The organism is Streptomyces sp. MJM8645 (assembly GCF_001625365.1).
In the GTDB taxonomy this organism is placed as follows: domain Bacteria; phylum Actinomycetota; class Actinomycetes; order Streptomycetales; family Streptomycetaceae; genus Kitasatospora.
The window spans coordinates 251,779-272,690 of the sequence record NZ_LJJF01000001.1; the positions used below are offsets into that span (position 1 = coordinate 251,779).

Below are 20,912 nucleotides of genomic sequence, written 5' to 3' on the forward strand. Positions count from 1 at the left end.
CACGGCGTCGGCCACCCTACCGCACCCCCGGCGCGGGCGATCAACTGGTCTTCCGGGCCCAGGTCCTGCCCGGCTGCGCGGCTGTCCGCCCGCTTGGCCGGCCGGCCTGGCGGAGCTAGCCGAGCTGCTCGGCGACCAGGGCAGCGAACTCCTCCGGGGTCATGACGGGCACTCCGAGTTCCTCCGCCTTGGCGCGCTTGGAGCCGGCCTTCTCGCCCGCGACGAGAAGGGTGGTGCGCTTGGACACCGAGGAGGAGGCCTTGCCGCCGGCGCGTTCGATCAGCTCGTTCATCGCGTTGCGGGAGAGCTCGGCGAGGGCTCCGGTCATGCTGCCGGTGACGACCACGCTCTGGCCTGCCAGCGGGCCGGCCAGCGGGCCCGCCGCGGTGTCGCCCGCGGCCGCCGCGCCGCCGGCCGCGGCCTGGGCGGCGGGAGCCGTCGGCTCGGTCACCGCGGTGCCGACGCCCTGCGCCACGAGCCGGTCCAACAGCGGTGCCACGTCGGCGAGTTCGGCGACGATCACGGCGGCCTTCTCGACCCCGATGCCGTCCACGCCGGCCAGCGCCTCGACATCGGCGGCACGGATCGCGGCCATGCTGCCGAAGTGCGCGGCGAGTCGGCGGGACATCGTCCGGCCGGTACCGCGGATGCCGAGGGCGCAGAACACCCGGTTCAGCGGGCGGCTGCGGGCGGTCTCGATGGCGGCGAGCAGGTTGTCGGCGCTGGTATCGCCCATCCGCTCCAGGGTGAGCAGCTGCTCCCGGGTGAGGGTGAACAGGTCGGCGAGGTCGCCGACCAGCCCGGCCTCGACCAGCTGGACGGCGCGGGTGCCACCGAGGCCCTCGATGTCGAGCTGGTCGCGCCCGGCCGCGTAGACCACCGAGGCGACCGCCTGGCAGGCCCGGCCGCGCACGCAGCGCCAGCGCTGCTCGGAGGTGTCGATGGCGTCGCCGCAACGTGGACAGACCTCGGGGAAGGCGATCGGCTGCTCGGCGCCGGTGCGCTGGTCGACCAGGGGCGCCTCGACCCGCGGGATCACGTCGCCGGCCCGGTAGACGAACACCTGGTCGCCGATCATCAGCCCGCGGCGCCCGATGTCGGCCGGGTTGTGCAGGGTCGCGTAGGTGACGGTGACGCCGTCGATCACCACCGGTTCGAGGACGGCCCGGGGCGCGATGATCCCGGTGCGGCCGACGTTCCACTCGACGCCGAGCAGCCGGGTGACCTTGTGCTGTGCCGCCAGCTTGCGGGCCACCGCCCAGCGCGGCGCGCGGGAGCCGGAGCCGGCCGCCTCCTGGTCGGCCACCGCGTCCGCCTTCACCACCACGCCGTCGATCCCGAAGGGCAGTGCGGCGCGCAGGCCGGCGATCTCGTCGATCCGCTGCTGCGCCTCGGCGAGGGTCGCGCAGCGGCGCGGCGCGGCGTCGGTGCTGGCGGCGGTGTTGGCGCCGAGGACGGCGAGCCGGGCGAGCAGGTCGGCGTGGTCGAGGCCGGGCAGGCCGAGGGCGTCGTAGGCGAAGAAGGTGAGTTCGACGCGGTAGGCGCGGTCCTTGGCGCGCAGGGTGCCGGCCGCGCCGCTGCGCGGGTGGGCGAACGGGGTGGCGCCGTGCGCGGTGCGGACGGCGTTGGCCTGCTCGAACTGCTCGTGGGTGAGCAGCACCTCGCCGCGCAGCTCGACGTCGACCGGTTCGGCGAGCCGGGCGGGCAGGCCGAGCACGGCCTCGGCGGCGGCGGTGATGTCCTCCCCCGCCAGGCCGTCACCCCTGGTCAGCACCTGGGTGAGCCGGCCGGCCCGGTAGCGGGCGGCGACGGCGAGGCCGTCCAGCTTCGGCTCGACGCACCAGGCGGCGACCGGCCGGCCGAGCCGGCGCTCCAGGCCAGCCGCCCAGGACTCCAGCTCCTCGGCCGAGAAGACGTTGTCGAGGGAGAGCATCGGCGCGCTGTGCGGGACGTCGCCGACCGCCGCGCCGCCGGCCACCTTGCCGGTGGGCGACTCGGGCAGCGCCTCGTCCGGGTGCTCGTGCTCGTAGGCCTCGATCGCCCGCACCAGGGCGTCGTACTCGTCGTCGCCGAGCGGGGCGGAGCCGTCGGCGTAGTACGCGGCGGCGGCCCGCACGGCGGCGGCGACGGCGTCGGCGTAGGCCTGCGGGGAGGCCAGGGCGGCAGGGGAGGCCAGGGTGGCTGCGTCCTTCATACCGCCATCATGGCGAGCCGCACTGACATTCGACCCGCTCGAACGCGGCTCGCACGGACCGGGACCGGCGGGTGCGGCCCGCACCGGCCAGGGGTGTCGACCAGGGCCGTCGGCGAGGGCGCCGATCGAGGCCGCCGGCCCGGTCAGTCCGGCTGGGGCCGGGTGCGCCGGGCGTAGGCGCGGGCCGCGCGGGCGCGGTCGCCGCAGCGGGTGGAGCACCAGTGGCGCCGGCCGTGCCGGAGGAGGTACCGGGTGCACGGGGTGGAGCCGCAGGCGGTGAGGCGGGCGGCTTCGGGCCCGGTGAGCAGGTCGGCGGCGTCGGCGGCGAGGGTGGCCAGGGCGTGGTCGACGATCTCGGTGGTGGGGTGGGGGGCCGCGCGGTAGGGGCCGCTGCCGTCGTCCCACCGCAGCAGCCGGGCCGTGGGCAGACGGGTCAGGGCGTCGTTGACGGCGGCCAGGGCGGAGGCGGGTGCGGGCAGCTCCGCGACGCGGGCGGCGAACAGCGTCCTGACCTGTTCGCGCATCGAGCGCACCTGCGCCGTGCACATCTCCTGAAGGCCCGCGTCGGCCGGGGCGAGGCCGTGCTCCAGGAGCCACTGGCCGGCGGCGGCCGGCGTGCCGAGGCGGTCGACGACGTGTCCGCCGGGCAGCGTGACGGCGCTGTTGACCAGGGCGAGCGAGGGGTACTGCTGCTCGCCCGGCGCGGGTGGCACGGCGGTCTCGTCGGTGGCGGTGTCCGCGGCGTCCGTCATGAGTCTCATGGTAGCGCTTGCGCTCATCCGTGAGAACCGGCTAGCGTTCCTCACGGATAAACCGCTCTCAACCGTGAGGTGTGCTTCACCATGGCTTCTTCCGACACGACCGTCGAGCAGTTCCCCGTCCGCCTCTTCGGCGGCCCGACCGCCCTCTTCGAGTACGGAGGCCTGCGCTTCCTCACCGACCCGACCTTCGACGGCCCGGGCGACTACCTGCGGCCGGACGGCCGGTTCCTGACCAAGACCGCTCCCTCCTCCGGGAGCGCCGCCGACGCCGGCCGCGTCGACGTCGTCCTGCTCTCCCACGACGAGCACCCCGACAACCTCGACCACTCCGGCCGGGCCCTGCTGGCCGACGTCCCGCTCACCCTCACCACCCCCGGCGGCGGCCTGCGCCTCGGCGGCACGGCCCGCGGACTGGCCGACTGGGAGTCGGTCACGCTGGACCGCCCCGACGGCGGCACCCTCACCGTGACCGCCGTGCCCGCCCTCCACGGGCCCGGGGCCCGCGAGCAGGTGGAGGCCGTCACCGGCCAGGTCGTCGGCTTCGTCCTGACCGGGGAAGGGCTGCCCACCGTCTACGTCAGCGGGGACAACGCCTCCCTCCTCGCCGTCGGGGAGATCGCCGAACGCTTCGCCCCCGTCGACACCGCGATCCTCTTCGCCGGGGCCCCCCGCTTCGCCGCCCTCTTCGACGGCGCGCCCATCGTCCTGGACAGCGCCCAGGCCGCCGAGGCCGCCGGAATCCTCGACGCCCGCCGGGTCGTCCTCGTCCACCACGACAGCTGGGCCCACTTCACGGAGGACCGCGACGACCTGGTGGCCGCCTTCACGGCCGCCGGCCTGGCGGAGCGCCTCCACACGGCGTGACCGGCCCCGGGCGGGGCGCGCCGCACGAGGCGCCCCGCCTGCCCGCCCCTGAACCGCCCGCTCAGCCCGGCAGCGGCGCCAGCGGCCTGGTCCGGTAGGCGTCGGAGGAGCCCGGGGGGACGAGGCAGGGCAGCAGCCACTCCCACAGGGCGCCGACCCGGCGGGCGCGCTCCTCACCCGGGCAGCCGTCGCCGAAGACGACCTCCAGCCCGCAGGCGGCCGCCACCACCAGGGTCTCCGGGCCGGGATCGCCCGAGCGGTCGCGCAGCTCGCCGGCGCGCCGGGCACCGGTCAGCAACTCCCGGACGACACCGGCCCAGACACCGTGGAAGCCCCGCACGCCCGCGACCGGCACGCCCGCGACCGGCGCGCCGGGGGCGGACGTGACGGGAGCGAACGCGGCGGTCCTCGACTGCCAGCCGCCCTCCCGGCCGAGGCGGAACGCCGCCCGGACCACCGCGTCCGACCCCAGGGCGTCGACCAGCCAGTAGCCCACGTCGATCAGCGTCTGCAGGGGGGAGGAGGTGGCCCGCAGACCGCCGCAGGCGCCCCGCAGCGAGCGCTCGGCCCGCTGGAACACCGCCTGCGCCAGCTCCTCCTTGGACGCGAAGTGGAAGTAGAGCGCACCCTTCGTCACTCCTGCGGCACCGGCGATCTCGCCGAGCGTGGCCCCCGCATAGCCGCAGCGGTCGAACAGCACCGCCCCCGCCTGCACCAGCCGTCCGCGTGTCCGTTCCGACCTCTCCTGCACCACCCGACCCACACCCCTCACAACGACGAGCACGTTCCGACCACACACGAGCAGCGCCCCGGCAGCGACGGCGCCTTCCGCCCGTCCTCAGCCGACCCGGGTGAACCGGGCCACCGACGCCTCCGGCGAAGCGGTCGCGGCCGCCTCGCGCTCCGAACGCTCCGGGCGCTCCGGGCCGGCCAGCAGGATGGAGCGCTGGAGCCGTCGCAGTCCGGTGGACGGCTCCATGCCCAACTCCCTTACCAGGGTGTTGCGCAGGCGCTGGTAGGCCTCCAGGGCCTCGCCCCGCCGGCCGGAGCGGTGCAGGGCGATCATGTACTGGCCGTGCAGGCTCTCGTGGGTGCGGTAGCGGTCGACCAGGACGGTGAGTTCGGCGAGCAGGACGCGGTGGCGGCCCAACCGCAGGTCGGCCTCGATCCGCTGGTCCAGGGCGCAGAGCCGGGTCTCCTCCAACCGCTTGGCCTCGACGGCGAGTTGACCGCCGGCCGGGACGTCGGCGAAGGCCGGACCGCGCCACAGGCCGAGCGCCTCGCCGAGCATCCGGGCGGCCAGCGGGTGGTCGTCGCCGTCCATGGCCCGGTAGCCCATGCCGGCCAGGCGCTCGAACTCCCGGACGTCCGTCAACCCGCCGCCGCTGTTCAGCATGTAGCCGCCCGGCGAGGTCACCAGCACGTCCTTGGCGCAGGAGACCCCTGCCGCCGGGCCGACCTGCCCGAGCGCCCGGTCGATCATGTCGCGCAGCTGCAGCACGTACGTCTGCACCGTCGTGCGTGCGCTGCGCGGCGGGCGGCCCGACCACAGCTCCTCGGCCAGCACCCCGGCCGACACCACCTGGTCGGCCCGCAGGGCCAGCAGCCCCAGCACCTGACGCGGCTTCGGCGCCGATGGCACCACCGACACCCCGCACACCCGGACGTCCAACGCCCCGAGCACCCTAATTTCCACGATGACCACCCCAATCACACGGAACGCCGCAGGCCGATCCGCCGCGGCTGGCACCCGGGTCGACACCCCTAGGGCGACTGTCACCAGTCAAAAACAGGACGCGCGGTTTGTCAATCCAAAACCGAACGTGCTGTTTGTTTCTTGGGATGAGCGGCCTGCCTCGGACAGACGGGCGCGGCGGCCACGCTGCGCCACGAACCGGCCACCACGCGCAGCGGAGTGCGGGCAAACCGAAGGCGGCGTCGGACCCCCATGGATCCCGCGCCGCCACCAATTCGCCCGCACTCCGCGCCCGCCGCCAGCCGGCCGATCACCGCCCGGAAACCGCCCGGACGCCCCCGGACGCCCCCGCGAGCAGGGGGTCGCCGAGCCCCGGTCAACTCCGCACCAGCCGCAGCGATTTCCGGCCGGTGCCGGACCGTCAGCCCACACCGACCTCGTCCGCGACCGCCCGGGCCGCCGACCGCGCCCCGTCCTGCGCCCCGGCGCCCTCCGTCGCCGCGCGGGCGGCCGCCACCTCGGCGACCACCTGGGCACCGCGGTCCGGGCCCATCTGCAGCGAACCGAGCACACCCGGCACCGCGATGCTCGGCATCAGGTGCTGGAACAGCCCGGCGGCCCGCCGCTCCAAGTCCGCACGCCCGGAGAGCTTCTGCGACTGGATCTGCACACCCGTCCACGCCGCCGTGACCAGCCACGCGGTGTCGGCCGGGACGACGTGCGGCAGCAGTTCGCCCCGCTCGCCGGCCGCGACCAGCAGCGCCTCCAGCCGGCTGATCCAGCCGGGGATCGCGCCGCCGCCGAGGTCGTCGAAGACGTCCTGCCCCAGGGAGAGCCGGGCCCCCGCGCTCAGCAGCGGATCACGCGGCATCAGATAGGCCACCACCATCCCGGTGTCCACGAACTCCTGGAGTTTGCAGACCCGTTCCGGCACACCGTCCTGGACGAACTGCTCCTCGACGACGCCCTGGGCCAGATCCCGCTTGGAGGCGAAATGGAAATACACCGCACCACGCGTCACACCGGCCCGCGCGACCACCTCGCCGATGGTGGCGCCCTCGTAGCCGAACTCGTCGAAGACCGACGCCGCCGCCTCCAGGATCAGCCGACGCGTCCGGACCGCCCGCTCCTGCCGAACCACCGCAACCACCCCACCCAGAGCTCCCGGAAAACAAAACCAAACACCCCGTATCTTAGCTACCGGTGGCCTACGGACGACAAGATGATGTCGGGGAATCGCCTCAAACGCTCCTTCCCTCCCGCCCGCATCCTCCGCATTTCGCCTACGGGCCGCTGCTTCTTCGCCGGACGATCGAAAGCGGCACCGGCGCCACACATCACACATTCGGGGAAAAACCGAACGATCGGTTTCCTCATTTGGACACCCGAGGGCCGGAAGGCGTCACGGCAGGACGGCCACCGCCTCCACCTCCACCAGCTGGTCGTGGTAGCCGAGCACCGACACTCCCAGCAACGTGCTGGGGGCGTCGTGCTCCCCCATGTAGGCGCGGTACACGTCCCACACCGCGACCAGGTCGGCCTGGTCGGCGGAGGCCACGTACACCGTCGTCCGCGCGACGTCCGTCAGCCCGGCGCCGGCGTCCTCCAGCGCGGTTATCAGGTTCCGCATCACCTGGTGCGCCTGGCCCACGTAGTCGCCGACGGCGACCGTCCGCCCCTCGGCGTCGAGCGGGCAGGCGCCGGCGAGCCAGAGCGAACGGGCCGGGGCCTCGACCAGGGCCGCATAGGCGTAGTCGACGGCCGGGGTGAGGCGGGAGCTGCGGATCAGCTTGACTGCGCTGTTCAAGGGGCACTCCAAAGGGTCGTGGCCGAACGTTTGCGCCCATCGTTGGCCTCTCCTGAGCGACCGTCAAACCATTTACCAGCGCGGCCCCGTCCACCACAGGGCCGTTGCGTCCACGATTCACCGTTGCGGGTGATGGCGAGCCGACCCGCCCGGCCGGAATCCTGGTGGCCGCCACCCGCGCGGGTCGACGCCGCGCCGACACCAGGAGGTCCCCCATGGAATCCCGACCCCCGTACCGCGACGAGGCCTCCGGGGTCCGCCGACGCCGGATGCTGGGCCTGGCACTCGGGGCGGGGCTCGCCCCGGCCCTCACCCCGGCCGCGATGGCGACGGCGACATCAACGGCCCGGTCGGATACCCCCGTGGTCGCGTCCGCCGCCCTGGGCCGCCGGGTCGCCGAGGTGGCCACCGCCCAGCTCGACGTGCCGTACGCCTGGGGCGGCGGCGACCGGCTGGGGGCGAGCCTCGGCTTCTGCGACGACGAGAACGGCTACCTGGACGGCGTCTGCCTGGGCGAGAGCACGGTCGGCTTCGACTGCAGCGGCCTGTCCCTCTACTGCTGGTACCGGGCCAGCCACGGCACCGTCGAGCTCGGGCACTACACCGTCGCCCAGTTCCACCGCAGCGCCCCGGTGGAGCGTGACGCCCTCGCCCCGGGCGACCTGCTGTTCTTCTCCCGCCCGGACGCGCCGCTGCACCACGTCGGCATCCACGTCGGCGACGGCGCGATGATCCACGCCGAGCGCACCGGGACGCTGGTCGCCCGGGTCGAGCACGCCCTCGACGTCCCGCGCTGGGCCGGCGAGTTCGCCGGTGCCCGCCGCCCCGGGCCGGCCGGCTGAGCGGGCCTCAGAGGCCGCGCCGCTCCCCCGGCCCCTGGCCCTGGCCCTGGTGGACGCGCAGCAGCAGGCCATGCAGCAGCTGCCGCTCCCGCGCGTCCAGCAACGCCAGCACCTCGTCCTGTACCGTGCGCGCCCGGGCGTCCAGCTCCGCGAGCAGCGCGCGCCCGGCGTCGGTGACCGACACCGAGACCCGCCGCCGGTCCGCCGGGTCGCGGACGCGCTCGACGTACCCGGCGGCGGCCAGCTGGTCGGCGACCTTGGCGAGGTCGCTCGGGTCGATGCCCAGCCGCTGGACCAGGTCCCGCTGGGCGTGCGGCCCGAAGTCGGCGAGCGCGGCCAGCACGGCCATGTCCCAGAGCCGCAGGCCGTGTTCGGCGAGCTGCTCGGCGAGGCGCCCCCGTGCCGTCCGGCCGATCCGGGAGAGCAGGTAGGTACTGAGGTCGAGCAGCGTCGGCGGCAGGGAGGGAGCGGCCAGGGAGGGGGCGGCCAGCGGGGGTTTGGGGAGCAGGGGTTCGGGGGCCATGGCGTCAGTCTAGGGTCCGTCCCTATAGTGGGTGTCGACCCACTAATATCGGACTGATCCGACCCGATGAATCCTCGAGCCCGGGAGCTTCGACCGTGGACGCCCTGTACCCCCGCCTGCTCGTGACCCGTTTCGCCGAGTGCTTCCGGTTCTACCGGGCGGTCCTGCCGCCCCTCACCGGCGCCGCCCTGGTCAAGGGCGGCGCCGGCGGCCCCTACGCCAACTGGGACGTCGACGGGCAGGCCGTCCTGGTGCTCTTCGACCGCGCCGCGATGGCCGCCGCCCTGGGCACCACCGGCCTGCCCGAACGCCCGGCCGCCCCCGCCCAGGACGCCGCGATGCTGGTCTTCCGGGTGGCCTCCGTGGACGACGCGTTCGCCCTCTGCCTGCGGCACGGCGGCACCCCGGTCGTCGGCCCGACCGACCGGCCGCAGTGGGGCCCCAACCTGCGCAGCGCCCACCTGCGGGACCCGGACGGCCACCTGATCGAGCTCCAGTCCTACTGACCCGCCCCGCCCGGTCGGCGCGCGGGGTCGTCCGCCCAGAGGTCGGCGCTGCACGCCGCCACCAGTGCGCCGATCCTGGCCCAGGCCTCCTCCGCGGGCAGCGGTTCGAGTCGGCGGCCGTCCCGCAGCCGCAGCGCGACCCGGTCGTCCACGGCCTCCTTGGCCCCGATCACGGCCTGGTACGGCACCAGGCGCGCCGCCCGGATCCGGGCGCCCAGGCTGCCGTGCTCGGGCCCGGCGACCTCGGCGCGCAGCCCGAGGTCGAGGCAGCGCTGCCGGAGCCGCTCGGCCTGCGGCAGTTCGCCCTCGGAGACCGGCAGCAGCACCACCTGCGCCGGGGCCAGCCAGGCCGGGAACGCGCCGCCGTACAGCTCGATCAGGTGGGCGACCACCCGCTCCACGCTGCCGATCACGCTGCGGTGGACCATCACCGGCCGGTGCTTCGCGCCGTCCGGGCCGATGTAGTGCAAGCCGAAGCGCTCGGGCTGGTGGAAGTCGATCTGCACGGTGGAGAGGGTGAACTCGCGCCCGGCGCCGTCGGCGATCTGCACGTCGATCTTCGGCCCGTAGAAGGCGGCCTCGCCCTCCGCCGCCTCGAACGGCACGCCGGATCGTTCCAGCACGTCGGTGAGCAGCGCGGTGGCCCGTTCCCAGAGGGCCGGATCCGCCACGTACTTGCCGCCCGCGCCGGGCAGCGAGAGCCGGTAGCGGACCGGTTCGATGCCGAGCGCGCGGTGTGCCGCGCGGATCAGCTCCAGTGCGGCGACGGCCTCGTCGGCGGCCTGCTCCGGGGTGCAGAACACGTGCGCGTCGTTCAGCTGGATCGCCCGGACCCTGGTCAGCCCGCCCAGCACGCCGGACAGTTCGGAGCGGTACATGCCGCCCAACTCGGCCATGCGCAGCGGGAGTTCCCGGTAGCTGTGGGGCCGGGAGCGGTAGATCAGGGCGTGGTGCGGGCACAGGCTCGGCCGGAGCACCATCTCCTCCGAGCCCAGTTCCATGGGTGGGAACATGTCGTCGCGGTAGTGCGCCCAGTGGCCGGAGATCTCGTACAGCTCGCGCTTGCCGAGCACCGGCGAGTACACGTGGCGGTAGCCGGCCCGCCGCTCGCGCTCGCGGATGAACTCCTCCAGGGTGTGCCGGATCGCGGCGCCGTCTGGCAGCCAGTAGGGCAGGCCGGAGCCCATCAGCGGGTCGGTGTCGAACAGGTCGAGTTCGCGGCCGAGCTTGCGGTGGTCGTGCGCGGCGCGGTCGTGCATGGGGTGGTCGTGCATGGCGCGGTTGTGCATGGGGTGGTCTCCACTCGGGTCGGCGGGCGAGTGGTCCGGAAACGGCGAAGCCCCGGGGCACTCGCCCCGGGGCTTCGGACTAGGTCAGCAGTCAGCGCACCGGGACTCTCTCCGGCGTCGTCGTGGCGAGTGCAGCGCGCTTCATGCGATCCACGATAACAGGGCACCGACCGCTGTGGTGATCTTTATCCGCGGCCGCTCAGAACAGGACGGCGCAGCCGCGCGCGTCGAGCGCGGCGAGCAGCCGCGGCGAGGGGCGCGCCTCGTTCCACCGCAGGTCCAGCTTCTCCAGTGCGGGCAGTTCGGCCAGCCAGTGCGGCAGTTCGGTGATCCGGTTGCCCCGCAGGTCGAGCCGGCGCAGCAGCGGCAGCCCGGCGAGCACCGGCGGGACCTCGGCGAGCGCGTTGTCCCGCAGTTCGAGTTCGCGCAGTGCGGTGAGGCCGCCGAAGGTGTCCGGCAGGGTGGTCAAGTCGTTCCCGCACAGCCAGAGTTCACGCAGGGCGGTCAGTTCGCCGAGGCGGTCGGGCAGCGCGGTGAGCCGGTTGCGCTGGGCGCGCAGCTCTACCAGGGCGGTCATCTCGCCGATGGCGGAGGGGAGTTCGGTGATCCGGTTGTCGCCGAGGTTGAGGTAGCGCAGCGCGGTGAGGCGGCCGAGCGCGGCCGGCAGCGCGGTCAGCGCGTTGTCGTGCAGGTAGAGGAAGTCGGCGAGCCCGGTCAGCTCGCCCAGTTCGGCGGGCACGCCGGTGAGCCGGTTGTGTCCGAGGTCGAGGGTGCGCAGCTGTCGCAACCTGCCGACCTCGGGCGGCAGTTCGGTCAGGCCGGTCTCGGCGAGGATGAGCACGGTCAGATCGGTCCGGTCCCACACCTCGGCCGGCACCGCGCCGAGGGGCCGGCGCCAGAGGTTCAGCGTCACGTCTGTCACACCCGCCATTGTCCCGTCCGCGCGCCCGTCCCCGCGCCCCTCGCCCTCCCCGCCCCGCTGGACCACCGGGCAGCGCCGCACCCCGGCCGGGAGGCGCTGCTGGTACCGGGCGGCCCCGGCTCACCTGCCCGGGGCGGCGGCCGTGAAGCCGCCGAGGAAGGCGAGCGCCTCCTCGGCCGGGCTCCCGGGGGCGGCCGTGTAGACGACCAGGAGGTGGCGCGCGGCGCCGGGCGCCTGGAAGGTCTCGTAGTCGAGCGTCACGTCGCCGACCACGGGGTGCCGCAGGCGCTTGGGGCCGTGGGTCTTCTCGTGCACGTGGTGGCCGGCCCACAGCCGGCGGAAGTCGGCGCTGCCAAGTGCCAGTTCGCCGATCAGGCGCACGAGTTCGGGGTCGTGCGGGTGCCGGCCGGAGGCCATCCGCAGGATGCCGACGGTGGTGCGCGCGGCGTCCTCCCAGTCGAGGTGGACGTCCGGCGCGCCCGGGTCGAGGAAGATCCGTCGGGCCAGGTTGCGTTCGCGCGGCGGGAGTTCGGGGAAGTCGGCGATCAGCGCGGCGGCCAGCCGGTTCCACGCCAGGACGTCGTTGCGGTCGTTCATGATCAGCGCGGGGGTGGTCGGCATCGCCTCCACGACCCGCCGCAGGGCGGGGCGCAGGGCGTCGCCGTCCCGTCCGGCGCCCGCCGTCCTGGCCGCCGAGCGGCGGGGCGGGCGGGCCAGGTCGTACAGGTGGGCGCGCTCGGCGGGGCCGAGCCGCAGGGCGCGGCCGAGCGCGTCGAGCACCTCGTCGGACGGGCGCTCGGCGCGGCCCTGTTCCAGCCGGACGTAGTAGTCGGTGCTGAGGCCGACCAGTTCGGCGACCTCCTCGCGCCGCAGGCCGGGCACCCGGCGGCGTCCGGTCGGCGGCAGCCCCGCCTGCGCGGGTGACACCAGCGCCCGCCGGGTGCGCAGGTAGTCGCCGAGGCTGGCGGCGAGCGTGATCGGTTCGGCCATGCGTTCCAGTATGGGGCGCCCGGCCGGGGGTGCGGGGGACGGAGGGTGGCCCTGTCACACCCAGGGAACGGGGCTCTCTTCATCCGGCGGCGGCGCCCGCGAACGATCGGGGCCATGACTGCTTCTCCCCGCCTCGACGACGCCCGTCCCGAAGGCGCCCGTCCCGAAGGCGCCCGCCGCGCCGCGCCGCCCCGGACCGAGCACCCGGCGGGCACGGCCGCTCCCCCACCGCGTACGGACGGTGGTCCGGGTGGCTACTGGGCGACCGTCACCGCGGTCGGCTGCGCCAGCATGATGCTGCCGTTCTCGGTGACCGGGGCCGCCGTGGCGCTGCCCGGCATGACCGCGCAGCTGGGCTCCTCGGTGGGCGCCGCCCAGTGGATGCTGAACGCCTTCAACCTCACCTTCGCCGCGCTGCCGCTGGCGGCCGGCGGCCTCGCGGACCGGATCGGCCGGCGGCGCGTGCTGCTGTCGGGGATCGCACTGGTCGGCGCGCTGTCCGCGGTGGTGGCGCTCGCGCCGTCGATGGCCGTGGCCGACGCCGCCCGGGCGGTGCAGGGGTGCGGGGCGGCCGCCGTGCTGGCGGCGGGCGCGGCGGTCCTGGCCCAGTCCACCTCCGGGCGGCGCCGACGGCTCGCCTTCGGGATCCTCGGCACCTCCTTCGGCACCGGCCTGGCGATCGGGCCGCCGGCCGCCGGCCTGCTGGTGGAGGCGGCCGGCTGGCGGTCGGTCTTCCTGCTCGTCGCCGTCCTGGCCCTGCCCGCGTGGCTGTGCGCCACCCGGGCCCCGGAGTCCCGCAACCCGGACCACCCCGGGATCGACCTGCCCGGGGTGGTCTGCTTCACCGGCGGGCTCGCCGCGCTGTCGTACGCGCTCGTGCAGGCCGGCACCGCCGGCTGGACGGCGCCGGGCACGCTGCTGCCGCTGGCGGGCGCGGTGCTGCTGCTGGTCCTGTTCGCCGGGGTGGAGGTCCGCCGGGCCGGGCGCGCCATGGTCGACGTCCGGCTGTTCCGCAGGCCCGAGTTCCTCGCCGTGGTGTGCCAGCCGTTCACCGTCACCCTGGGGTTCGTCGTGCTGCTGGTCTACCTCCCGGCCTACCTCCAGGGTGTGGGTGGCAGGAGCGTCCTGACCAGCGGTCTGCTCCTGCTGCCGATGACGGCGCCCGTCCTCCTGCTGCCGTTGGTGGCCGGGCGCCTCGCCGCCGCCGTCTCCGTCCGGGCGGTGCTGACCGCGGCCTCCGCGCTGATCGCGGCGGGCTCCCTGCTGCTGGTGACGGTGCGCGGCGACGGGTCGTGGCTCGCGCTGGCGGTGCCGCTGCTGCCGTTCGGGGCCGGGGTCGGGCTGGCCTTCGGGGTGATGGACGACGCGGCCGTCGGGACCGTCCCCGCCGAGCACGCCGGGGCCGCCGCGGGCGTCTTCAACACGATGCGGATCACCGGGGAGTCCGTGGCCGTCTCCGGGGCCGCCGCGCTGCTCAGCACGCTGACCGCCGCGCACCTGGGCGGCAGCGGCCTCGCCGCCGACGAGGCGGCGCAGCTCGCGGGGCAGGCCGTCCAGGGCAGGGTGGCCGCGGCGCACCAGGCCGCCCTGGCCGCCGGGTTCACCGACGCCCTGCACGTCCTCGGGCTGGTCCTCGCCGCGCTGTCCGCCCTCGGCGCGGTGCTCACCTACCTCGCCCTGGCGCCGGACGGGTCGGCCTGATCCGCCGTCGGAGCCGGGGCCCGGGACCGCCTCCGCCGTCGGAGCCGGGGCCAGGGCCGCCGGAAAGCGGCAGGGCCCGCCCGGGAGGTCGGGCGGGCCCTGCCGTCATGCGGTGCGCGTCACATGTTGATCATGTGGCCGGCGAGGCCGTGGATGGCCTCCTTGACCGCCTCGCCGAGGGTGGGGTGGGCGTGCACGTTGCGGGCCACCTCATGGACGGTGAGGTCCCACTGCTGGGCCAGGGTCAGCTCGGGCAGCAGCTCGGTGACCTCGGGGCCGATCAGGTGGGCGCCGAGCAGCTCGCCGTACTTGGCGTCGCTGATGACCTTGACGAAGCCGATCGGGTGGCCGAGGCCGTGCGCCTTGCCGTTGGCGGTGAACGGGAACTTGGCGACCTTGACGTCGTGGCCCAGCTCGCGGGCCTGCGCCTCGGTGTAGCCGAAGGAGGCGATCTGCGGCTGGCAGTAGGTGGCGCGCGGGATCATGGCGAAGTCGACCTCCATGGTCTCCGCCCCGCCGATGGTCTCGGCGGCGATCACGGCCATCGTCTCGGCGGCGTGCGCGAGCATCAGCTTGGCCGTCACGTCGCCGATCGCGAAGATGTGCCCGGCGCTGGTGCGGCCGCGGCCGTCCACCGCGATGGCGCCGCGGTCGGTCAGCTTGACGCCGGCGTTCTCCAGGCCGTAGCCGTTGACACGCGGCGCGAAGCCGATCGCCTGGAGCACCTTGTCGGCCTCCAGCACCTGCTGCTGACCGTCCCTGGTGACGGTGACCTTGACCTTGGCGTTCGGGTCGCTGTCGTCGATCGACTCGACCCGGGTGGAGGTGAGCACCTCGATGCCGAGCTTGCGGTACTGCTTGGCCAGTTCGGTGGAGACCTCGACGTCCTCCAGCGGCACCACGCGGTCCAGGAACTCGACGATGGTGACCTTCACGCCGTAGTTGTGCAGCACGTACGCGAACTCGACGCCGATCGCGCCGGCGCCCGCGATGATGATGCTCTCCGGCAGCTGCTCGGTGAGGATCTGCTCCTCGTAGGTGACCACCCGGTCGCTCAGGCTGGTGCCGGGCAGCAGCCGGGTGGTGGCACCGGCGGCGATGACGCAGTGGTCGAAGGTGACGACGTCGAAGCCGCCGCCGCTGAGCGCGACCTGGAGGGTGTGGTCGTCGACGAAGGTGCCCCAGCCGTCGTACTCGGTGATGCCGTTCTTCTTCATCAGGTAGTGGACGCCCTTGACCCGGCCGTCGGCCACCGACCGGCTGCGACGGAAGGCCTCGCCGAAGTCGAAGGTCACCTGGCCCTCGACCTTGATGCCGAAGGTCTTGGCCTCCTTGGTGAAGATGTGGGCGAGCTCGGCGTTGCGCAGCAGGGCCTTGGAGGGGATGCAGCCGACGTTCAGGCAGACGCCGCCCCAGTACTTGGCCTCGATGACGGCGGTCTTCAGGCCGAGCTGAGCGGAGCGGACGGCGGCGGTGTAGCCGCCGGGGCCGGCGCCGAGGACGACGACGTCGTAGTGCGTGCTCATGTTGCTGACTCCTCCGAGGGTGTCACGGTCTCGTGATCTCGGTCCCATGGTGTCAGGACCGGGTTCGACGCACCCACCGGGTCTCGGCGGATGCGCTCCGCGCGGCACCGTACCCGGCCCGGGGCCGAATTGTCAGTGCCCTCGGCTACGGTGCTCGCAACCTCGCCGGGCAGGGGCGAGGCCCGGGCTGAGGTCCGGGGTGAGGTCCGGGGGTGCGAGCGGGAGGAGGGGCCGAATGGCGGACGAGCGCGGCGGAGCCGGCGGGTGGGGCGGGTGGGCCCGCCGCCCGAGGACGGCAGCGGGCCCACCCGGGCATCAGGCCGTCACCTCGTGGGCGTGGCCCCCGCTCATACCGCCGCCGCCACCCGCCTGGCCGGCGGGGTGCTGCGGCGGCACGGGCCGGTTCAGCGAGGAGAGGTCCCAGGCGTAGGTGCCGACGGCATGCGCGATCACATCGATGTTGACGTCGAAGGCGTCCATGTCGATGTTCTTCAAGCCGTCGCAGGCCTTGTGGTAGCAGGCGTCGAAGGCCACGCCCGCCGTGCCGCCGTAACGCTCCTCCTGCGCCGGCGACTTGACCACCTCGGCGCCGGTGTCGGTGCCGCCGGCCGGGATGCCCGCGTCGATGAACGGGCCGTAGTCGGAGCGGCCGTTGAAGGCGGTCGGCTCGTGCGGCAGGCCCCGGCCGTCCAGGTACCCGGTGAGGTCCCGCTCGATCTGCGCCGAGCCCTCGGGGCCGGCGCCGCCGCCGGTGCTGCCCGAGCCGTCGTAGACGAACTGCGCGTAGTTGGGAGAGGCGATCATGTCGAAGTTGAGGTAGAGCCTGACCTTCTTCCGGTCCGCCTCGGAGAGCGACTTCACGTACGCCTCCGAGCCCTTGAGGCCGAACTCCTCGGCGGACCACCAGGCGAACCTGACCTTGTTCTTCACCGGGTGGACGGTCAGGTTGCGCGCGACCTCCAGGATGCCCGCCGCCCCGGAGCCGTTGTCGTTGATGCCGGGCCCGGCCGGGACGGAGTCCAGGTGCGCCCCGACCATCACGGTGTCGGCCGGGTCTCCGCCCCTGGTCTCGGCGATGACGTTCCAGGTCTTGCGCGGCTCCATGAAGGTGCGGATGTCGAGGTTCAGCCGCACCTGGCCGGCGGCGGCCTTCGCGGCCAGCGCCTCCCCGGCGGCCCGGGTGATCCCGCCGACGGGGATCCTGCCGGCCGCAGGGTCCCCGAGGGTGCCGTTGAGGTCGCCCTCGGTGTTGTTGTAGATGATCGCGCCCACCGCGCCGGCCGTCGCGGCCGCGGCCTGCTTGACGGCGAAGCCGCAGCCGCCGCGCTGGATCAGCGCGATCCGACCGGTGAACGCGCCGACCGGGTAGTCGGTGGGCGCGCAGCCGGTCGCGGCGATGACCGGGACGACCGCCAGGTCGGCGTTCAGGCCGGCATCCGGGCCGCCGGGCGAGTACGTCATGGCGATCAGCGGGATGCTCTCGGCCTGCGGGGACAGCACCTGCAGCCGCTCCGAGCGGGCCTCGAAGAAGATGTACTCGAACTCCTGCCGGGACACCTTCAACCCGGCCCGGCGGGCCTGCTCGTAGACGTAGCGCGCGGACTCGTCGTGCCCCTTCGAACCGGCCACCCGGGTGCCGCCGTTGCGGTCGGCGATCCGCTGGAGCGCGGCCAGGGTGTCGTGGGCGCTCTCGGCGTCGGCGGCCTCGACCAGGCGCGCGGCGAGCCGCTCGCCTCTGCGCGCCGGGTCCGGGTCGGCGGCCGCGCCGCCGGCCCCGGCCAGCAGCAGCGGGGCGGCCAGGGCGGCGACGGTCAGGGCGGCGCCCGCGCTCCGGACGGTGGCGGTGCGCGGGCGCTGGCCCCGGCGCTGCTGGTGCGGTATCGGGGTGGACTGGTCGAGCGGGCTGGTCGGGCGGAGGGGCAGGGAGATCGGGCGGCGGGCTCGTGGCTTCAAGGCGACTCCTTCCGGCGGTCCGTGAACTCCCGATTTGACATGACCGGCATCACGTTGCCAAGGCCGCCGCGCGGCCGCGGGATGCGGACGGCGGCGGGGGCGGTGATCCTGGAGGGGTGGGGCCGTCTCTTCCAGGAGCGTGACCAGATGTCCATGTTGGATAAGCTCAAGGGCCTGTTGAAGGGCCACGAGGACCAGGCCGACAGGGCCGTCGACAAGGCGGGGGACGCCGTCGACGAGCGCACCCAGGGCAAGTACAGCAGCCAGGTGGACGCCGCCCAGGAGCAGGCGAAGAACCAGTTCCGCGACCAGCCGCCGCAGCAGTAGCAGCCCGAACCCGCCGTACGCCTGCGGCCCCGGTCAGGCCCGCCCGGCCGCACCGGGGCCCAGCTGTTCCGGGCCGGGGTTCAGGCGTTCCGGGCCGGCGTTCAGCCGTTCCGAGCCGGGGCCGAGCCGTCCTGGACCTGCGGTCAGCCGTCCTGCTCCGGCGCGGCCTCGGCCTTCCCCGCGGGCTGCCGGGCCCCCGCCTCGCCGTCCGTGCTCCCGGCCCCGCAGTTCTCGCACGGTTGCGGCCCGGGCCGCTCGCGCAGGCGCCCGCACTCCGGGCACACCCGGTCCAGCCAGCAGGCCGCCTCTCCGCCTTCGTCCATGCCCCCGATTCTGCCCGGAGCGCCCGCGCCGACGCGAGTAGACACTGTCTACAGCGGCCTGGTAGACAAGGCCCATGACCGATCAGGAGAAGGACCTGCGCGCGCGTCTGGTGGCCGCCGGCGTCGAACTGGTGGCCAGGGAGGGCGTCCACGCCCTCGGCCTGCGCGAGATCGCCCGGCAGGCGGGGGTCTCGCACGGAGCCCCCCGCCGCCACTTCCCCACCCACCGCGAACTGCTCGCCGCCATCGCGCGACACGGGTTCGGCAGGCTCACCGACACCCTGGCCGGCGCCGACGCGCTGGCCGCCACCACCGGCGCGGCCCCCCGCACCCGGCTCGACGCGCTCGCCCGTACCTATCTCGGCTTCGCGGCGGCCAACCCCGGCATGTTCGAGCTGATGTTCCGTCACGACCTGCTGGAGGGCAGTGGAGCCGAGCTGCGGCACACCACCCTGCCGATGTTCCACACCGTCGCCCGCCTGGTCGGCGAGGCCCGCCCGGAGTCCACCGATCCCGGACCGGCGGCCGCCGCACTGTGGGCGAACCTGCACGGCCTAGCCCAACTGCGCGCCTGGGGCAGCCTGCGGCTCATCATCGGCGGCGAGGACGTCGAACCGCTGCTGCGCGCCGCCCTGGACGCCCACCTCGGCCCGGCCCCCGGGGCCCTCCCCCAGGGAGCCGTCATACGCCCGTGAGGCCGTCGATGCTCTCCCGGAGCAGGTCCGCGTGGCCGTTGTGGCGGGCGTACTCCTCGATCAGGTGCACCAGGATCCAGCGCAGCGAGACGGTCTCCGAGCCGAACACGGCCGCCGCCCGCTCGGAGAGGCGTCCGGTGTCCTCCAGCGCCGCCGCGGCGGTCAGTTCGCGGCCCTGCTCGACCTCCGCCCGCCAGTCGGCCAGCGCCTCGGGCATCCCCCGCTCCGGGGTGAGCGCGTAGCCGCCCTCGCCGTCCGCGCCGTACAGCGGCGGCGCCTCCCGGCCGGCCAGCACCCGCTGGTACCAGGTGCGTTCGACCTCGGCGAGGTGCTGGACCAGGCCGAGCAGCGTCATCGTCGACGGCGGGACGGCCGCCAGCCGGACCTGCTGGTCGTCGAGCCCGGCGACCTTCTGCACGAGAGTCGCCCGGTGGAACTCCAACCAGCCTTCCAGCATGGCGCGTTCGTCCGCGTGCGGGGACGGCAGCGGCCGCCCGTCGAGTGTCGGTCCCATGGGCTCCACTGTGGCACAGCCGGGCGACCGGAGGCGATCATCCGACCGGCTCCAGGGCCCGGTCGCCCTGGTCCGCCAACGGCGCGGGCCGCCTGGCCCGGCGCCGGGCCAGGAGCAGCAGCAGGCCGAGCTGCACGGCCGCGCCCACGGCCGGCCCCACCCACACCCCGGTCACCCCGAGCGGCCCCGACAGGGTCGCGGAGACGGCGAGTTGGGCGCCCAGTCCGAGCAGCACGGAGAGCACCAGCGGCCGACCGGCGCCCGCCGCCTGGTGCACCCCGCCGAGGGCGACCACCAGCGCGTACGGGAGCAGGTAGAACGCCGCCATCCGCAGGAAGCCGACGGACTGCCCGGCCACCGCCGGGTCGTCGGTGAACAGCGCGGTCAGCGGGGCGGCGAGCGTCGCGGACAGCACCGCCGCGACGGCGCCGAGGAGCGCGGCGAGGCGTCCGGTGGCGCGGTGCAGCGCGCCCAACTCGGTGGCACGGCCCGCGCCGCAGAGGCGGGCGGCCTCGATCGCGGCGGCTTGCCGGAGCGCGTAGAACGCCATGGTGACGACCAGCAAGGCCCGGTAGCCGATGCCGTACCCGGCCACCGCCGCGACGCCGAAGCCTGCGACCAGGGCGAGTTGGGCCGTGCCGACGGCCATCCGGGCGGTGAAGTCCAGGCCAAACGGCGCTCCCGCGCGGACGATCCGGCCAGCCGCCGCGCCGGTTCCCCCGGGGGGTGCGGGCAGCCGCGGCCGCAACCGCAGGGTGACGGCGAGGGCGACCGCCCGCGAGCCGGCCAGGGCCAGCGCGGCGCCCGTCACCCCGAGCGCGGGCACCGGGCCGGCGCCGAGGACGAGCAGCGGGTCGAGGGCGAGCAGCAGCGCGTTCGACAGCAGGGCCATCCGCATCGGGGTGCGGGTGTCGCCCGCGCCCTTGAACAGTTCGTCGGCGACGCGCTGGCCGGAGAACAGGGCGAACGCCGGGAAGGCGACGGTGAAGTAGTCGGCGGCGAGGGCGGCGGCGGCGCCGTCCAGGAAGGCGCCGGCCAGGCGGTCGCGCAGCAGGAAGCCGGGGACTGCGAGCGCGAGGCTGCCCACCGCGCAGAGCCGCCAGGCCGCGCGGGTGGTGCGGGCGGCGTCGTCCCGGTGGCCGGCGCCGAGCGCGCGGGAGAGCCGCACGCTGGTGCCGGAGCCGACCACCAGGACGAGCCCGAGCAGCAGGTTCTCCACGGTGCCGGCCAGGGTGACGGCGGCGACGGCCGCCCCGCCGAGGCCCGCCACCCAGAAGGTGCCGATCACCGAGGCGATCACGTTGGACAGCAGTTCGACGTAGACCGGTCCGGCCAGTGCGGCCAGTCGTCGCGACGGACGCCCGTGCATGCTTCCTCCCCGTTCCGCCACCGCCTGCCGGTGGCTCACCTCGAATAGAGATACCTCGTATCGAGGCACATCGACAAGAGGTAACATGGGGCGCGCCACAGGGCGCACTC

21 protein-coding genes are annotated in these 20,912 nt (G+C 74.6%); 6 read left to right on the top strand and 15 right to left on the bottom strand.

The window, feature by feature from the left end:
• Nucleotides 1-115: 115 nt before the first annotated feature.
• Nucleotides 116-2,194 carry an NAD-dependent DNA ligase LigA gene (gene ligA / locus A6F73_RS00970; RefSeq protein ID WP_063345982.1) on the bottom strand — a complete coding sequence of 693 codons (2,079 nt, stop codon included), beginning with the start codon at nt 2,192-2,194 and terminating at the stop codon, nt 116-118.
• A 143-nt stretch (nt 2,195-2,337) separates the two neighbouring features.
• Entirely contained in the window at nt 2,338-2,946 is a 609-nt protein-coding gene (locus tag A6F73_RS00975; RefSeq protein WP_063345983.1) for an ABATE domain-containing protein, read from the bottom strand.
• A 90-nt stretch (nt 2,947-3,036) separates the two neighbouring features.
• Here A6F73_RS00975 and A6F73_RS00980 point away from each other — a divergent pair, with 90 nt between their 5' ends.
• Nucleotides 3,037-3,819, top strand: coding sequence for an MBL fold metallo-hydrolase (locus tag A6F73_RS00980; RefSeq protein ID WP_063350833.1), 783 nt, complete (start codon nt 3,037-3,039; stop codon nt 3,817-3,819).
• 61 nt (nt 3,820-3,880) lie between these two features.
• On the opposite strand, the gene A6F73_RS43850 is transcribed toward A6F73_RS00980, so the two are convergent.
• From A6F73_RS43850 to A6F73_RS01000, 4 genes are all read right to left on the bottom strand, one after another.
• Nucleotides 3,881-4,573: a ScbR family autoregulator-binding transcription factor gene (locus tag A6F73_RS43850; protein WP_279634868.1), complete on the bottom strand. Its 693-nt coding sequence runs from the start codon at nt 4,571-4,573 to the stop codon at nt 3,881-3,883.
• Nucleotides 4,574-4,657: 84 nt separating this feature from the next.
• Nucleotides 4,658-5,515, bottom strand: coding sequence for an AfsR/SARP family transcriptional regulator (locus A6F73_RS00990; protein WP_079136170.1), 858 nt, complete (start codon nt 5,513-5,515; stop codon nt 4,658-4,660).
• 421 nt (nt 5,516-5,936) lie between these two features.
• Complete coding sequence (locus tag A6F73_RS43855) at nt 5,937-6,656, bottom strand: ScbR family autoregulator-binding transcription factor (RefSeq protein WP_063345984.1); 720 nt, start codon at nt 6,654-6,656, stop codon at nt 5,937-5,939.
• A 261-nt stretch (nt 6,657-6,917) separates the two neighbouring features.
• Nucleotides 6,918-7,322 carry a RidA family protein gene (locus tag A6F73_RS01000; protein ID WP_063345985.1) on the bottom strand — a complete coding sequence of 135 codons (405 nt, stop codon included), beginning with the start codon at nt 7,320-7,322 and terminating at the stop codon, nt 6,918-6,920.
• Between the two features lie 215 nt (nt 7,323-7,537).
• Between A6F73_RS01000 and A6F73_RS01005 the strand changes: the two genes are divergently transcribed.
• Nucleotides 7,538-8,164 (top strand): NlpC/P60 family protein, encoded by a 627-nt coding sequence (locus A6F73_RS01005; RefSeq protein WP_063345986.1) that lies wholly within the window; start codon nt 7,538-7,540, stop codon nt 8,162-8,164.
• A gap of 7 nt (nt 8,165-8,171) precedes the next feature.
• On the opposite strand, the gene A6F73_RS01010 is transcribed toward A6F73_RS01005, so the two are convergent.
• Entirely contained in the window at nt 8,172-8,687 is a 516-nt protein-coding gene (locus A6F73_RS01010; RefSeq protein ID WP_079135332.1) for a MarR family transcriptional regulator, read from the bottom strand.
• A gap of 95 nt (nt 8,688-8,782) precedes the next feature.
• Here A6F73_RS01010 and A6F73_RS01015 point away from each other — a divergent pair, with 95 nt between their 5' ends.
• Nucleotides 8,783-9,193: a VOC family protein gene (locus A6F73_RS01015; protein ID WP_063345987.1), complete on the top strand. Its 411-nt coding sequence runs from the start codon at nt 8,783-8,785 to the stop codon at nt 9,191-9,193.
• Here A6F73_RS01015 and thrS read toward each other — a convergent pair.
• The 3 genes from thrS to A6F73_RS01030 form a co-directional block, all read right to left on the bottom strand.
• Complete coding sequence (thrS, locus tag A6F73_RS01020) at nt 9,187-10,482, bottom strand: threonine--tRNA ligase (RefSeq protein WP_244293246.1); 1,296 nt, start codon at nt 10,480-10,482, stop codon at nt 9,187-9,189. The two genes, A6F73_RS01015 and thrS, sit on opposite strands and share 7 nt — an antisense overlap.
• A 199-nt stretch (nt 10,483-10,681) precedes the next feature.
• A complete protein-coding gene (locus tag A6F73_RS01025) occupies nt 10,682-11,404 on the bottom strand; it encodes a leucine-rich repeat domain-containing protein (protein ID WP_244293247.1) in 723 nt (240 codons plus the stop codon).
• Nucleotides 11,405-11,524: 120 nt separating this feature from the next.
• Nucleotides 11,525-12,394 (bottom strand): helix-turn-helix transcriptional regulator, encoded by an 870-nt coding sequence (locus A6F73_RS01030; protein WP_063345989.1) that lies wholly within the window; start codon nt 12,392-12,394, stop codon nt 11,525-11,527.
• Nucleotides 12,395-12,508: 114 nt separating this feature from the next.
• Here A6F73_RS01030 and A6F73_RS01035 point away from each other — a divergent pair, with 114 nt between their 5' ends.
• Nucleotides 12,509-14,095, top strand: a complete 1,587-nt coding sequence (locus A6F73_RS01035) for an MFS transporter (protein ID WP_244293248.1) — start codon at nt 12,509-12,511, stop codon at nt 14,093-14,095.
• A gap of 119 nt (nt 14,096-14,214) precedes the next feature.
• Here A6F73_RS01035 and lpdA read toward each other — a convergent pair whose 3' ends face one another.
• Both lpdA and A6F73_RS01045 read right to left on the bottom strand, forming a co-directional pair.
• Nucleotides 14,215-15,621, bottom strand: a complete 1,407-nt coding sequence (lpdA, locus tag A6F73_RS01040) for a dihydrolipoyl dehydrogenase (protein ID WP_063345990.1) — start codon at nt 15,619-15,621, stop codon at nt 14,215-14,217.
• 315 nt (nt 15,622-15,936) lie between these two features.
• Nucleotides 15,937-17,436: a M28 family peptidase gene (locus A6F73_RS01045; RefSeq protein WP_107452989.1), complete on the bottom strand. Its 1,500-nt coding sequence runs from the start codon at nt 17,434-17,436 to the stop codon at nt 15,937-15,939.
• 285 nt (nt 17,437-17,721) lie between these two features.
• On the opposite strand from A6F73_RS01045, the gene A6F73_RS01050 reads away from it, so the two are divergent.
• Nucleotides 17,722-17,901: an antitoxin gene (locus tag A6F73_RS01050; RefSeq protein ID WP_063350839.1), complete on the top strand. Its 180-nt coding sequence runs from the start codon at nt 17,722-17,724 to the stop codon at nt 17,899-17,901.
• Between the two features lie 143 nt (nt 17,902-18,044).
• Here the strand turns inward: A6F73_RS01050 and A6F73_RS01055 are convergent, their stop codons facing one another.
• On the bottom strand, nt 18,045-18,224 hold the full coding sequence (locus A6F73_RS01055; protein WP_107452796.1) for a hypothetical protein: 180 nt from the start codon (nt 18,222-18,224) through the stop codon (nt 18,045-18,047).
• 74 nt (nt 18,225-18,298) lie between these two features.
• Between A6F73_RS01055 and A6F73_RS01060 the strand changes: the two genes are divergently transcribed.
• The gene (locus A6F73_RS01060) at nt 18,299-18,919 is read left to right on the top strand and encodes a TetR/AcrR family transcriptional regulator (RefSeq protein ID WP_063345992.1); all 621 of its coding nucleotides are present in this window, start codon (nt 18,299-18,301) and stop codon (nt 18,917-18,919) included.
• Here A6F73_RS01060 and A6F73_RS01065 read toward each other — a convergent pair.
• Nucleotides 18,906-19,433 carry a DinB family protein gene (locus A6F73_RS01065; protein ID WP_107452797.1) on the bottom strand — a complete coding sequence of 176 codons (528 nt, stop codon included), beginning with the start codon at nt 19,431-19,433 and terminating at the stop codon, nt 18,906-18,908. The two genes, A6F73_RS01060 and A6F73_RS01065, sit on opposite strands and share 14 nt — an antisense overlap.
• 37 nt (nt 19,434-19,470) lie before the next feature.
• A complete protein-coding gene (locus A6F73_RS01070) occupies nt 19,471-20,802 on the bottom strand; it encodes an MATE family efflux transporter (protein ID WP_063345993.1) in 1,332 nt (443 codons plus the stop codon).
• Nucleotides 20,803-20,912: the final 110 nt, after the last annotated feature.

Bases quoted from the DNA above. Each gene is read 5' to 3' on its own strand.
- ligA (WP_063345982.1), bottom strand. From the start codon at position 2,194: ATGAAGGACGCAGCCACCCTGGCCTCCCCTGCCGCCCTGGCCTCCCCG.
- A6F73_RS00975 (WP_063345983.1), bottom strand. From the start codon at position 2,946: ATGACGGACGCCGCGGACACCGCCACCGACGAGACCGCCGTGCCACCC.
- A6F73_RS00980 (WP_063350833.1), top strand. From the start codon at position 3,037: ATGGCTTCTTCCGACACGACCGTCGAGCAGTTCCCCGTCCGCCTCTTC.
- A6F73_RS01005 (WP_063345986.1), top strand. From the start codon at position 7,538: ATGGAATCCCGACCCCCGTACCGCGACGAGGCCTCCGGGGTCCGCCGA.
- A6F73_RS01010 (WP_079135332.1), bottom strand. From the start codon at position 8,687: ATGGCCCCCGAACCCCTGCTCCCCAAACCCCCGCTGGCCGCCCCCTCC.
- thrS (WP_244293246.1), bottom strand. From the start codon at position 10,482: ATGCACAACCGCGCCATGCACGACCACCCCATGCACGACCGCGCCGCG.
- A6F73_RS01030 (WP_063345989.1), bottom strand. From the start codon at position 12,394: ATGGCCGAACCGATCACGCTCGCCGCCAGCCTCGGCGACTACCTGCGC.
- A6F73_RS01035 (WP_244293248.1), top strand. From the start codon at position 12,509: ATGACTGCTTCTCCCCGCCTCGACGACGCCCGTCCCGAAGGCGCCCGT.
- lpdA (WP_063345990.1), bottom strand. From the start codon at position 15,621: ATGAGCACGCACTACGACGTCGTCGTCCTCGGCGCCGGCCCCGGCGGC.
- A6F73_RS01050 (WP_063350839.1), top strand. From the start codon at position 17,722: ATGTCCATGTTGGATAAGCTCAAGGGCCTGTTGAAGGGCCACGAGGAC.
- A6F73_RS01055 (WP_107452796.1), bottom strand. From the start codon at position 18,224: ATGGACGAAGGCGGAGAGGCGGCCTGCTGGCTGGACCGGGTGTGCCCG.
- A6F73_RS01060 (WP_063345992.1), top strand. From the start codon at position 18,299: ATGACCGATCAGGAGAAGGACCTGCGCGCGCGTCTGGTGGCCGCCGGC.
- A6F73_RS01065 (WP_107452797.1), bottom strand. From the start codon at position 19,433: ATGGGACCGACACTCGACGGGCGGCCGCTGCCGTCCCCGCACGCGGAC.
- A6F73_RS01070 (WP_063345993.1), bottom strand. From the start codon at position 20,802: ATGCACGGGCGTCCGTCGCGACGACTGGCCGCACTGGCCGGACCGGTC.